This window comes from Rhodoferax sp. RT4P68 (genome assembly GCF_056521305.1).
The window spans coordinates 198,774-210,723 of the sequence record NZ_JBWMBB010000008.1 but is presented as its reverse complement, the minus strand read 5'-3'; the positions used below and the strand labels follow the sequence as shown (position 1 = coordinate 210,723).

11 protein-coding genes are annotated in these 11,950 nt (G+C 64.5%); 4 read left to right on the top strand and 7 right to left on the bottom strand.

Annotation, left to right across the window (positions count from 1 at the left end; translation table 11 throughout):
* Positions 1-83: 83 nt before the first annotated feature.
* A complete protein-coding gene (locus AC099J_RS18510) occupies positions 84-1,169 on the bottom strand; it encodes an alpha/beta fold hydrolase (protein ID WP_479616754.1) in 1,086 nt (361 codons plus the stop codon).
* 225 nt (positions 1,170-1,394) lie between these two features.
* Here AC099J_RS18510 and AC099J_RS18505 point away from each other — a divergent pair, with 225 nt between their 5' ends.
* Positions 1,395-2,207, top strand: coding sequence for a transglutaminase-like domain-containing protein (locus AC099J_RS18505; protein WP_479616753.1), 813 nt, complete (start codon positions 1,395-1,397; stop codon positions 2,205-2,207).
* Here AC099J_RS18505 and AC099J_RS18500 read toward each other — a convergent pair.
* The 4 genes from AC099J_RS18500 to purN all read right to left on the bottom strand — a co-directional run bounded on the left by AC099J_RS18500 (position 2,191) and on the right by purN (position 6,538).
* The gene (locus AC099J_RS18500; protein ID WP_479616752.1) at positions 2,191-3,156 is read right to left on the bottom strand and encodes a M14 family metallopeptidase; all 966 of its coding nucleotides are present in this window, start codon (positions 3,154-3,156) and stop codon (positions 2,191-2,193) included. The two genes, AC099J_RS18505 and AC099J_RS18500, sit on opposite strands and share 17 nt — an antisense overlap.
* A gap of 138 nt (positions 3,157-3,294) precedes the next feature.
* Complete coding sequence (locus AC099J_RS18495) at positions 3,295-4,509, bottom strand: DesA family fatty acid desaturase (RefSeq protein ID WP_479616751.1); 1,215 nt, start codon at positions 4,507-4,509, stop codon at positions 3,295-3,297.
* Positions 4,510-4,632: 123 nt separating this feature from the next.
* Positions 4,633-5,916: an RsmB/NOP family class I SAM-dependent RNA methyltransferase gene (locus tag AC099J_RS18490; RefSeq protein WP_479616750.1), complete on the bottom strand. Its 1,284-nt coding sequence runs from the start codon at positions 5,914-5,916 to the stop codon at positions 4,633-4,635.
* 19 nt (positions 5,917-5,935) lie between these two features.
* Positions 5,936-6,538 (bottom strand): phosphoribosylglycinamide formyltransferase, encoded by a 603-nt coding sequence (gene purN, locus AC099J_RS18485; RefSeq protein WP_479616749.1) that lies wholly within the window; start codon positions 6,536-6,538, stop codon positions 5,936-5,938.
* 121 nt (positions 6,539-6,659) lie between these two features.
* Here purN and AC099J_RS18480 point away from each other — a divergent pair, with 121 nt between their 5' ends.
* The gene (locus AC099J_RS18480; RefSeq protein WP_479616748.1) at positions 6,660-7,838 is read left to right on the top strand and encodes an acyl-CoA dehydrogenase family protein; all 1,179 of its coding nucleotides are present in this window, start codon (positions 6,660-6,662) and stop codon (positions 7,836-7,838) included.
* 13 nt (positions 7,839-7,851) lie between these two features.
* The gene (locus tag AC099J_RS18475) at positions 7,852-8,967 is read left to right on the top strand and encodes an acyl-CoA dehydrogenase family protein (RefSeq protein WP_479616747.1); all 1,116 of its coding nucleotides are present in this window, start codon (positions 7,852-7,854) and stop codon (positions 8,965-8,967) included.
* A gap of 163 nt (positions 8,968-9,130) precedes the next feature.
* On the opposite strand, the gene AC099J_RS18470 is transcribed toward AC099J_RS18475, so the two are convergent.
* On the bottom strand, positions 9,131-10,006 hold the full coding sequence (locus AC099J_RS18470; RefSeq protein WP_479616746.1) for an Npun_F0296 family exosortase-dependent surface protein: 876 nt from the start codon (positions 10,004-10,006) through the stop codon (positions 9,131-9,133).
* Between the two features lie 164 nt (positions 10,007-10,170).
* Positions 10,171-10,728, bottom strand: coding sequence for an HNH endonuclease (locus tag AC099J_RS18465; RefSeq protein ID WP_479616745.1), 558 nt, complete (start codon positions 10,726-10,728; stop codon positions 10,171-10,173).
* A 172-nt stretch (positions 10,729-10,900) separates the two neighbouring features.
* On the opposite strand from AC099J_RS18465, the gene AC099J_RS18460 reads away from it, so the two are divergent.
* The gene (locus AC099J_RS18460; protein WP_479616744.1) at positions 10,901-11,947 is read left to right on the top strand and encodes a bifunctional riboflavin kinase/FAD synthetase; all 1,047 of its coding nucleotides are present in this window, start codon (positions 10,901-10,903) and stop codon (positions 11,945-11,947) included.
* The last annotated feature ends 3 nt before the right edge of the window (positions 11,948-11,950 follow it).

Sequence of the window (11,950 nt, the reverse complement as noted above, 5' to 3'; positions counted from 1 at the left end):
CAACAGCCCAGCGGGCAAGGCGAATGTCCCTGGCGCTGCCCCGCAGGACCTTTCATGCGGGACAGGCGTCCCCGTCGCGCAGGTTAGAAGCCGAGTTCGCGTGCGCGCACCACGGCGTGCGTGCGGCCATCGACGCCGAGCCGTCGGTACAGGCGCGACAGCTGGTTGCGCACGGTCTTGTCGGCCAGCCCGAGATGGGCGCCGATCTGCAGGTTGTCCAGCCCCTGCGCGACCAAGGCCAGCAGTTCGCGCTCGCGTGCAGTGAAGGCGCCCTCGGTGGCCGGTGGCCGCTGGAGCACGAAATCGGTCACCGCTTCGCAAAAGCGTTCGAAGGCTGGTTCGCCAGGGAGCGGCACGTGGTTGCGCGTGCGCAGGGCCTCGAACCGCGCGCCCGGTATGGCAGCAGCCAGGTCGCGGCCCAGTTCCACCTTGACCATGGCGTCACGCTCGCCGTGCAACACCAGTGTGGGGCACTGCAACAGGGGGAGCAGCGGCCGCACGTCGAGCTGCGCACGCGCGCGGAAGATGGCTGCGGCGCGGCGCCCATCGCACGAGCGGCGCTGTTGCTCGTTCATGGCCTCGCGCTGCTCTGGCGTGGCGTCGGGAATCAACGACGCCGAAAAGAACTGTTGCACGGCGGAATCGGGCTTGCCCCAGCCGTGCTGCATCAGGGTGGCGACGGCCTCGAAGTAAGCCAGGCTGTCGGCCGATACCGCGCGATGGTGCAGCCCATGGGTGTAACCGCCCAGCAGCACCAGGTGCGACACGCGCTGCGGGTGGCGCGCGGCATAGGCCACAGCGGTCGCCGCACCGCCCGAGATGCCCAGCAACGCCACACGAGGTTCGGCACTGGCCGCGACGACGACCTCCAATTCTTCAACGGAGGCGGCCAGGTCCAACGGCGTGTCATCGCCTGCGGAAAGGCCGCAACCGCGCTCGTCGTAGCAGACCAGTCGCAGCTCGCGCCCCAGCCGTCCCAGCCAAGGCTGAAAGATGGGCGATACGGCGTCGTATTCGACATGCGTCATCCAGTGCGCTGCTCGCACCAGTGTGGGCACCGTGCGCTCCACCCGCCCGCTGCGCGACCAGGCGATGCGTGCACCGGAGGACACGTGCGTGAAGCGAATTTCCTGGCGCAGGGCGCGCGTGGACGGGATGGACAGGGCCATGAGGCCGAACTGTAGTGGAGCGCGGGCGCGTGCGGCACATCTGGACGCCAGGGCCAGCGGCGCCGCTGCGGCACGCCGGCTGGCCGTCAACGCTCATGGATGCCGAGGCCGGCGTCCTCGCCTACGGGCACGCGGGGGCCGGTTTGGCCCCGAGGGCACGAAGCTTGCGTACCATGTCCGCATGTTCGCACTCAAAACCCAACCGTCCGACCTCGCGTCGTCGCCATGCTGATCCGGATCGGCTATGACATCGCGCTGAACGTCGCAGCACCCACCGCGCTCATCTACATGCTGCAAGTGCACCCGTCGCGCGCCGGAGATCTTGTTGCGCCTGAAAACATCACCGTCAGCCCGGGCTTGTGGACCGACTACTACCAAGATACGTATGGCAACCAGTGTGCCCGTGTCCACGTGCCGGTGGGCGTGACCGAGGTGCGACTGCGCAACGAAGCCGTCATCCGTGACAGCGGGCTGCCCGACGAATACGCTCCCTACGCGTACGAGCATGCTCCGGCCAACCTGCCGGTGTCGACGCTGCTGTTCTTGCTGCCCAGCAGGTACTGCGATTTCGATGCTGATTTGCTGGCGATGGCCTGGAGCCGGTTTGGCTCGACGCCCCAGGGCTGGCAACGCGTGCAGGCGATCTGCGATTTCGTGCACGGGCATCTGCGCTTCGACTATGGCGGCGCGCGGTCGACGCGCACGGCCACCGACGGGTTCCGCGAACAGACGGGCGTGTGCCGGGACTTTGCCCACCTGGCCATCTCGCTGTGCCGTTGCATGAACATTCCGGCCCGCTACGTGACAGGCTATCTGGGCGACATCGGCATTCCGCCGGTGCCCTATCCCATGGACTTCAGCGCCTGGTTCGAGGTGTACCTGGGTGACCGTTGGTACACCTTCGACGCCCGGCACAACACACCGCGCATCGGTCGCGTGCCGATCGCGCATGGGCGGGACGCAGCTGACGTGCCAATCACCATGGTGTTCGGCAACAACTCCTTGGCTCGCTTCGAGGTCGTCACCGAGGAGGCGTAGCCACCGGCCGGGTGAGCAGGTCGCGATCGCTGTCGATCGCGAAGTAAAACCACTCGGTGCCGGGCTCGGCCTGTGCGTTCGGAAAGACGATGTAGCCGTCCTGTGGAGCCAACACGGCTTGTCCATTGGCGCGCGCCGCCACCTGCTGGCCACGCCGTACCGCATCGAACGTTGCCCACTCCCGCACGAACAGGTCTTCGGGCGCCGTGCGGTCGGTCACCGACACAAGGCGCAGCAATTGCGGTGAGGCCGGTGCAGTCGGCGCGCCTGCTGTCAAGCCCAGATGCCGCATGGCCGCGAGGATGGCTTGATACGCAACTTCCGGCGCGGCTGGGTCGCGGTGCTGGCCACATTCCAGAGTGACGGCGTAGCCCCCTTTGCTGCGCATGTACTCGTTGGTGCCCCAACCGAAGGCAAGCGCCTCATCCGTTGCTTCCTGGCCCCGCTGCGCGATGCTCGCGGCGTAGATGTCCAGCCAGCCCTCGACCACCCGCGAGGTACCGAGTTGCCAGGCCAACTGGCCTTCGTCGAAAGCACGGAGAAACGGTTCCAGCGGCCCGTCGTTGTCGCGCGGGCCGATCATGGCGAAGGCGTCGCCCTCACTCTGGAACGAGTGCAGGTCCAACAGCACATCGTGCGCCGAGAGCAGCGGGCACAGAGCATTGGTGAGGCGCGCTTCGTGGTCCAGCGGCTGGGCGACCGGGCGAAACGAACGGTTCAGATTGCGCTCACCCTCTCGCCGCCCCAACCGGCGCGCCAGTGGGTTGGCGACGGGCACAAGTGTCAGTTGGCCGCACACCAGTTCCATGGCGCCGTCGTCCATCTCCCGGACGATGCGCGCAATGGCCGCGGTGCCGCAGGTCTCGTCCCCATGTACACCGCCCAGCACGATCAAACGCGGCCCTGCCTGCGCTGCGGCGAAAGCGTGGACACGCAGCACGCCAGTCATCGCGAGCCGACGGCCTGCGCCAAAGAGTGTGACATCACGGCCATCGCAAACTCCAGTTCAGCGACCTGCAAACAAAACACCCCGCACGGGGCGGGGTGTTCATGGTGCACCCCGGTTCTCACCGGGAATGCAAGTGGCTCAAGCGTGCGCGGCGCGCAAGCGGACTGAAAAGTCCTTCAACGCAGCGATTCCACTGCTTTCAGCGCGGTGACACCACGCCTGCAGGTCCGCCGTCAGTTGCTCGCGCGACAGAGAAGTGCTCAGCCACATTTGACGCAGCTCTTCACGCATGGTGACCATCTTGTCCAGCACGGGGTGCGCCGCACGGGCCTGCGCCAACTTCGGCTGGGCCGACGCGGGCACGCGCTCGTCATCGCGGTGGAGCCAGCGGCGGGCCGCTTGCAGCGCGGTCGTGTCGGCCTGACGAGCCTTCAGCGTGGCGATTTCTTCGCGGCAGGCGCGCTTCAACTCGCCAGCGTAACGGGCCATGACTTCATAACGATTGGCGATCAGCGCTTCGAGCGTCTTCTCATCGGCCACAGGCTTGATCGCACCCAGCTGCAGCTTGGGCGGCGTCTTCTTGACCTTGGCCAGACCCATCTTCTGCATGATGGTGATGTAGACCCAACCGATGTCAAATTCATACGGCTTCACCGAGAACTTGGCCGACGTCGGGTAGGTGTGATGGTTGTTGTGCAACTCCTCACCACCGATCAGGATGCCCCACGGGGAGATGTTCGTGCTCGCATCCGGAGCCTCGAAATTGCGGTAGCCCCAGTAGTGGCCGATGCCGTTGATGATGCCGGCCGCCGTCACCGGGATCCAGATCATCTGCACAGCCCAAACGGCCAGGCCGGCAGCGCCGAACAGCGCGAGGTTCAAGATCAGCATCAGGCCAACGCCCTGCCAGCTGAAGCGCGAATAGAGGTTGCGCTCGATCCAGTCGTCCGGACAGCCGAGGCTGAACTTGGCGACCGTTTCCTTGTTCTTGGTCTCAGCGCGATACAGCTCGGCACCTGTCCAGAACACCGTCTTGATGCCGTGGGCGTGCGGGCTGTGCGGATCTTCGGCGGTCTCGCACTTGGCGTGGTGCTTGCGATGCACCGCTACCCATTCCTTGGTCACCTGACCCGTACCCAGCCAAAGCCAAAAACGGAAAAAATGCGCCGGCAGTGGATGCAGATCCATGGCCCGGTGAGCCTGGTGACGGTGCAGGTACACCGTGACACTGACAATCGTAATATGCGTGGTGACCAGCGCATACAAGACGATCTGCCACCACGACAGATTCCAAAGCCCATTGGCGAGCCAGTCCACCGCAGCGTTCAAGACGGCCCAATCCGGTAGCAACATATAAAAATCAGCTCCTTCTCCGTTAGCCTGATGAGGGCGCGTAACACAGACGCGTGCGCAGGCGAAACACCCTATTGTAGGTTGGGGTGGTGTTTGAGCCTATTGCGCGGAAACAACCTTTTGCTATTTCTGCCTTTGCCAGACTGCGGCGAAGAAGCCATCGGTGGCATGCAGGTGTGGCCACAAACGCAGGAAATTGCGCCCGGCATCCGGCCCAGCGCATAGGTTCCCGACCCGCTGAGGGTCCCCCACTTTGAGCTGGTCGAGCACGTCTGCCACAGCCAGCGGCTGGAAGTCGGCGTGGGCGGCCGTGAACGCTTGCGCGACCTGCTCGTTCTCTTGCGCCAGCAGACTGCAGGTCGCGTAGACGAGGCGGCCGCCGGGTTTGACCATCCGCGCAGCACTTTGCAGTACCGCAGCCTGTGTGGCCGCCACGCCGTCCACGCTGGCCTGCGTCTGGCGCCATTTGAGGTCGGGGTGGCGGCGCAGGGTGCCGGTTCCTGAGCATGGAGCATCCACCAACACGCGGTCCATCTTGCCTGCCAGGCGCTTGACGCGGTCGTCCCGCTCATGCGCGATGGCGGCTGGGTGGACATTGGACAGGCCACTTCGGCCCAAGCGAGGCTTCAGCGCGTCCAAGCGGTGTGCGGAGGTATCGAACGCGTACAGGCGCCCAGTGTTGCGCATCGTCGCGCCGATCGCGAGCGTCTTGCCCCCGGCGCCGGCACAGAAGTCGGTGACCATTTCGCCGCGCCGGGCGTCCAGCAGCAGCGCGAGCAGTTGCGAACCCTCGTCTTGTACTTCGATGGCGCCGCGACTGAACGCATCGAGACGGGCCAACGAGGGCTTGCCCGTCACACGCAAACCCCAGGGCGAGTACGGAGTGTCGACACTCGCCACACCCGCCGCCGCCAGCTCCTCCCGCACGTCCTGGCGTTTGGCGCTCAGGATGTTGACCCGCAAGTCGAGCGAACCCGGCTGCATCAAGCTCTCGGCCAACGGCCAGAATGATGCGCCGAGCTCCTGCTTGAGGGGCTGGGCCAGCCACTCTGGCAGATTGTGGCGGTGACGCTCCATCAGATCGTCCTGCGCGACCGCGTCGCAACCGTCAAGCCACTGACGCTCCTGCGCCGACAAGGCGCCATCCAAAAAATCACGGGGAGCACTGAACCCCAGAATGGCCATCCGGCGCGGCTTCGGCCCGCTTCCGGAAGAGGCGAAGTGATCGAACAGCAGTTTGCGGCGCAGCACCGCGTACAGCGTCTCCGACAGAGTCGCGCGCTCGCGCGGACCGAGCTGTCGGTGCTCACGAAAAAAGCGAGCGGCGACGGCATCGGCCGGATGCTCGAAAGTCAATGCCTGGCCGACCAATTCGGAGCACGCGTCGAGCAAAGCGCCTGGATGCATGGGAGTTCCTTCTCGTCGGTCAGGCTGGAGCCGGCTGGCACAACAGGCGCTCAATGGCGCGCGGATAGAGCAAGTGCTCCTGAGAGAGCACACGCTGACCCAGCGAGCGCTCGCTGTCATTCGGAAGGACCGGAACCACCACCTGATCGAGGATCGGTCCGTGGTCGAGGGCTTCAGTCACCCGGTGGACGGTTGCGCCGGCCACGCTGCAGCCGGCCTCGATCGCACGTCTGTGCGTATGCAGCCCGGGGAAGGCAGGCAACAGAGAAGGATGGATATTGACCATCCGTCCCGCATACCTCGCGACAAACACCGGGGTCAGGATGCGCATGAACCCCGCCAGGACCAGCAGGTCAGGCGCGTGACGGTCCACCGCCTCGGCCAGCGCAGCGTCAAACGATGCGCGCGGATCGGGTGCTTCACGGAATGCGCGATGGTCGACAGCATCGGTTGCCACCCCCAGTGCGCGTGCACGGTCCAGACCAGCACAGTCCGATCGGCTGGCAATGACGGCTGCGATGCGCGCACCCAGCCGGCCTGCCCAGTCGCGCTCGCGCGAGGCGCGCACGATGGCGGCCATATTGGAGCCGCCCCCGGAAATCAAGATCACAACGTTCTTCATGGAGCGCGGCATTATCCCCAGCTGCCAACAGCGGGCCCTTTGCAGCTGCCGGCGGATCGATCGTGCTACAAACACGATCCGCTGCCTGGGTAGGCGGCATTCCATGCATTGAGGAGACACCATGGATCTGGCCTTCACTGCCGAAGAGCAGAAGTTCCGGGAGGATGTGCGCGCCTGGGTGCGCGACCACCTGCCGCAAGAAATCGCGCACAAGGTGCACAACGCGCTGCATCTGACGCGTGACGATATGCAGCGCTGGGCAAAGATTCTGGGCAGCAAGGGCTGGCTGGGTTATGGCTGGCCCCAACAGTTCGGCGGCCCAGGCTGGAACGCGGTCCAGAAGCATCTGTTCGAAGAAGAGTGCGCGCTCGCCGGCGCACCGCGGATCGTCCCCTTCGGCCCGGTCATGGTGGCGCCGGTCATCATGGCCTTCGGCAATGCCGAGCAACATCAACGCTTCCTGCCCGGCATCGCCAGCGGCGAGGTGTGGTGGAGCCAGGGCTACAGCGAGCCGGGTTCGGGTTCCGATCTGGCCTCGGTCAAGACGCGGGCCGAGCGCCGTGGCGACAAGTTCATCGTCAACGGCCAGAAGACCTGGACAACCTTAGGCCAGTATGGCGAGTGGATCTTCTGCCTCGTCCGCACCAGCAACGAAGGCAAGCCACAGACCGGCATCAGCTTCCTGCTGATCGACATGAAAAGCCCCGGCGTCAGCGTGCGCCCCATCATCATGCTGGACGGCGGTCACGAGGTGAACGAGGTGTTCTTCGACGACGTCGAAGTGCCAGCCGAGAACCTGATTGGCGAGGAAAACAAGGGCTGGACCTACGCCAAACATCTGCTCAGCCACGAACGCACCAACATCGCCGACGTCAACCGCGCCAAGCGTGAGTTGGAACGGCTCAAACGCATTGCCAAGGCGGAGGGCGTCTATGAGGACGCCCGCTTCCGGGACGAGATCGCCAAGCTGGAGGTGGACGTGGTGGCGCTGGAAATGATGGTGCTGCGCGTGCTGTCCGCTGAGAAATCCGGCAAGAACTCGCTGGACGTGGCAGGCCTGCTGAAAATTCGCGGCAGCGAAATGCAACAGCGTTATTCCGAACTCATGATGCTCGCGGCAGGCCCCTACAGCCTGCCCTTCATCCTCGAAGCCATGGAAGCCGGCTGGCAAGGCGACCATGTCGGCGCGGCGCACTGTGCCCCGCTGGCCGCGACGTACTTCAATATGCGCAAGACCACGATCTATGGCGGATCGAACGAAGTGCAGCGGAACATCGTGGCCCAGACGGTTTTGGGTTAAGCAGGAGACGAGCATGGATTTCGATTTCAGCGACGAGCAGGAACAACTGCGTGACGCCGTCCGCAAGTGGGTGGACAAGGGTTACGGCTTCGAGCACCGCCGCGCGGTGGTCAAGGCGGGCGGCTTTTCACGCGAGGCCTATGAAGAGCTGGCCGGTCTGGGCCTGACCGGCCTGTATGTGTCAGAAGAGCATGGCGGCATGGGCTTGGGCCCGGTGGAAGCCATGGTGGCCATGGAAGAACTGGGCCGCGGCATCGTGCTGGAGCCGCTGGGACAGACCCTGGTCAGCAGTGGTGTGCTGGCCCACTACGCCGACGCCGCCTTGCACGGCGCCTGGCTGCCACGCATCGCGTCAGGCGAAGCGCTGGTGGTGCTCGCCTGCCAGGAGCGTGCTGCGCGCTACCGGCTCGACGTCTGCTCCACAACCGCCACCAGGAAGGGCGATGGCTGGTCCCTGACCGGCCGAAAAAGCCTCGTGCCTGCAGGCGACCTTGCCGACGCTTTGCTGGTGCCCGCAACGATCGACGGCAAGATCGCCCTCTTCCTGGTTGAACGCACTGCGGCCGGTGTGAATGCCAGCGGCTACATCACCCAAGACGGGTCGCGCGCGGCGGAAGTCGCCTTGGACGGATGCGCCGCGTCGCTCATCACCATCGACGGCTTGGCCGCACTGGAGCACGCAGTCGATACCGGCATAGCCGCGCTGTGCGCCGAAGCCGTCGGCACCATGGACAAAACGGTGCAGATCACCGCTGACTACATGAACACGCGCAAGCAGTTTGGAGTGACGATCAGCAGCTTCCAGGCGCTGCGCCACCGCATCGCGGACATGAAGATGCAGCTCGAACTGGCGCGGTCCATGAGCTACTACGCATCGCTGAAACTCAATGCACCTGCCGACGAGCGCCGCCGGGCCATGGCGCGTGCCAAGTACCAGCTTGGCTCGTCCATGCGTTTTGTGGGCCAGAACTCCGTCCAGCTGCACGGTGGCATCGGCGTCACCGAAGAATATGTGGGCAGCCACTACTTCAAACGGCTGACGCAGATGGAGATGCAATTCGGCGATTCGTTGCACCACCTGGGCGAGGTGTCGGACCGGATGCAGGACAAGGCTGGCGTGTTCGCCTAGAGCGGCGCGGGCTCTGCAACCAAAAAAGGGACGTACATCACGTCCCTTTTTCGTTGGAGGCCCAGCGCATAGTCCCGAGCGCCAATGAAAAACGCCAGCCAGCATTTCTGCTGGCTGGCGTCACGCCGAAGCGGCTTGCGCTTGCGGCGAGGCTAGACCTGGATCAGGCAGCCTTGTTCTTGCGGCGACGCGACAGGCCCAGAGCGGCCAAGCCGGCACCCAGCAGAGCCAGGGAAGCGGGCTCCGGCACATCGCGGCTGTTACGGCCCACGACGATGTTGTCCACTTCAACGGCGATACCGGTGGTCACGAACTGGAACGAGCGGAAGCCGTCTTCAGGAGCGAAGTCGATGTTCACGTACACGTTGGTGTCGGGATCGGTCTGGTTGCCGGACGTACCACCCAGCAGCGCCAGAATCGAGGCACCAGTCACGACAGCAACAGGAGTGCCCGTCGCGTCGGTGGAAGAGTAGAAGTACAGGTCGTTGTACGTATCGATCGAACCGTAGTAGATGCCGAAGTAGTCGATGAAGTCACCGGGTGCCAGCAGGGTCGCGTAGCTGACCGTCACCGAACCGCTGGTACCGTTGCCTGGCTGGGGAGAAACGCCGTAGCAAGACGTGTCACCCAGAGGAGCTGCGGACTGATTGGGGATGGTGCCTTGCAGAACGGCGAAGCCGCCACCAGTCACGGTGGGGTTCAATGCGCTGTACGAATTGAACGAGCAACCAGCATTGCGAATGTCGATCTGGCCTGCGACATCAGTCGTCAGCGGGGCACCCAGGGGCGTCACGCCATCCGCCAGGACCATCTGCGTCGCCACATCGAAAGTCTCGATGAGGTAGCCAGAATCAGTACGCAGCTGGCCAGAGCCGTTGTACATGCCGGCCGTCAGGCGTGCGCTGGTCAGACCGGAGGTGTCGTTCTGGCCGTTGGTATTCGGATTGACACCGCCGAACGAGATCACGGGCGCCGCAAAAGCGGGAGCGGCCAGAACAGCTGCCGCAGCTACTGCGATGCTCAAGAGGGATTTTTGCATATGCACTCCTTGGAGATGTGGAGGGTTGGGGGGATTCCCAAGCAATAAAGCAATTTGAGGGCCAACTAGAAAATCGGCAGCGAAATCAAACGTTTGCTCGGTCCGCGAACTTCTGCACACACTCATTCGTCAAAATAATCGACACATGTGGAGAGCTTCACAGCTCAGGCCAGCAAGCGTGACGACCGGGGCACATGCGCCATGAGGAACTCCATCTGGTCCGCGAGGATGCGCCGGTTGCGCAGGATGAAGTCCTCCCACAGGCTGGGCACATAGGGCGCATATAACAAAGGCATGCGCGCCTGCTCGGGCGTGCGGTTGCTCTTGCGGTGGTTGCAGGCCCGGCACGCCGTCACAACGTTCATCCAGTGGTCCTGTCCTCTTTGCGCCAGCGGCACGATGTGTTCCCGCGTCAGGTCTTCCAGCGGCGCCTGGCAACCGCAATATGCGCAGACATTGCGGTCGCGCACGAACAGTTTGCTGTTCGTGAGGCTGGGCTTGAGCCGGAAAGGATTGATGTTGGGTACGCCCTTGGTGCCGATGATGCTGCTGATCGCGATGACCGACTGACGCCCCGTCACGGCGTTGGTGCCGCCGCGGAAAACGGCCACCTCGGCGCCGGACTCCCAGCGCACCTCCTCGGCGGCATAGTGCAACACCGCCTGCTCGAGTGAAATCCACGACTGGGGCAAGCCCTGCCCCGATAGCTTCAAAACCTTCAAGACACGCCTCCTGCTCGGTCGATGACCACAAACATGATTGCAAACGTCTCAGCATCGGGCCGCTCACCACTCGCATGGTGCGGCGCGTCACAATATACAGGGTTCCGTTGTGCAGTACGTGACGATGGCACGTCCAGCGCGCCTTTGACGCTATCAAAAAGATAACAACTCTATGAAGATCTTCCGCGGCTTTCACTACGGCGCCCTGGCGTCCGGCTGCGCACTGACCATTGGCAACTTCGACGGCGTGCACCGCGGCCACCAGGCGATGCTGGCGCTGTTGCGCAGCGAGGCCCAGCACCGTGGCGTGCCAAGTTGCGTGATGACGTTCGAGCCGCATCCGCGCGACTATTTCGCCCAGGCCACCGGTCGCAAGGAAATTGCCCCAGCACGGATCGGCACGTTGCGCGACAAATTGACCGAACTGGCCTGCTGCGGCGTGGACCAGACCGTCGTGCTGCCATTTCGGGCTGCGCTGGCCACGCAAAGCGCCGAGTCCTTCATTCAGGACGTGCTGGTCGGCGGGCTTGGCGTGCGCTATGTGCTGGTGGGCGATGACTTTCGATTTGGCGCCAGGCGCTGCGGCGACTACGCGATGCTGGCCACGGCCGGCAGAGCCCAGGGCTTCGATGTGGCGCGCATGAACAGTTACGAGGTCATGCTGCCGCAGGCAGTGGCCGAGGGAGACGCGCGCCCCAGCCTGCGCGTCAGCAGCTCCGCCGTGCGCGAAGCGTTGGGCCAGGGCCGCATGGACGACGCCGCGTGGCTGCTCGGCCGCCCCTACAGCGTGAGCGGGCATGTCGTGCGCGGGCGCCGGCTGGGCCGCGAACTGGGCTTTCGCACCATCAACCTGCGCTTCTCGCACTGGAAGCCCGCAGCGTCGGGCATCTTCGTTGTCCATGTGCATGGCCTGGGCGACGTGCCGCTGGCAGGTGTCGCCAATCTGGGCGTGCGCCCGTCGCTGGACCCTCAGGACATCAACGGCGGCCGCGTGCTGCTGGAAACCCACTGCCTGGACTGGCCCGCGCACCTGGGGCCAGAGGGGGGCTACGGTAAGATCGTCCGCGTGGAATTGCTGCACAAACTGCACGACGAACTGAAGTACGACGGCCTTGATGCCCTGAAAGCCGGCATCGCCAAGGACTGCGGCGACGCGCGTGCGTGGCTTGCAGCCGGCCACGCGCAGACGCGCCGGCAGACGACGCGCGACCGAATTTAGCGG

Bases quoted from the DNA above. Each gene is read 5' to 3' on its own strand.
- AC099J_RS18475 (WP_479616747.1), top strand. From the start codon at position 7,852: ATGGATTTCGATTTCAGCGACGAGCAGGAACAACTGCGTGACGCCGTC.
- AC099J_RS18490 (WP_479616750.1), bottom strand. From the start codon at position 5,916: ATGCATCCAGGCGCTTTGCTCGACGCGTGCTCCGAATTGGTCGGCCAG.
- purN (WP_479616749.1), bottom strand. From the start codon at position 6,538: ATGAAGAACGTTGTGATCTTGATTTCCGGGGGCGGCTCCAATATGGCC.
- AC099J_RS18505 (WP_479616753.1), top strand. From the start codon at position 1,395: ATGCTGATCCGGATCGGCTATGACATCGCGCTGAACGTCGCAGCACCC.
- AC099J_RS18470 (WP_479616746.1), bottom strand. From the start codon at position 10,006: ATGCAAAAATCCCTCTTGAGCATCGCAGTAGCTGCGGCAGCTGTTCTG.
- AC099J_RS18510 (WP_479616754.1), bottom strand. From the start codon at position 1,169: ATGGCCCTGTCCATCCCGTCCACGCGCGCCCTGCGCCAGGAAATTCGC.
- AC099J_RS18460 (WP_479616744.1), top strand. From the start codon at position 10,901: ATGAAGATCTTCCGCGGCTTTCACTACGGCGCCCTGGCGTCCGGCTGC.
- AC099J_RS18480 (WP_479616748.1), top strand. From the start codon at position 6,660: ATGGATCTGGCCTTCACTGCCGAAGAGCAGAAGTTCCGGGAGGATGTG.
- AC099J_RS18495 (WP_479616751.1), bottom strand. From the start codon at position 4,509: ATGTTGCTACCGGATTGGGCCGTCTTGAACGCTGCGGTGGACTGGCTC.
- AC099J_RS18500 (WP_479616752.1), bottom strand. From the start codon at position 3,156: ATGACTGGCGTGCTGCGTGTCCACGCTTTCGCCGCAGCGCAGGCAGGG.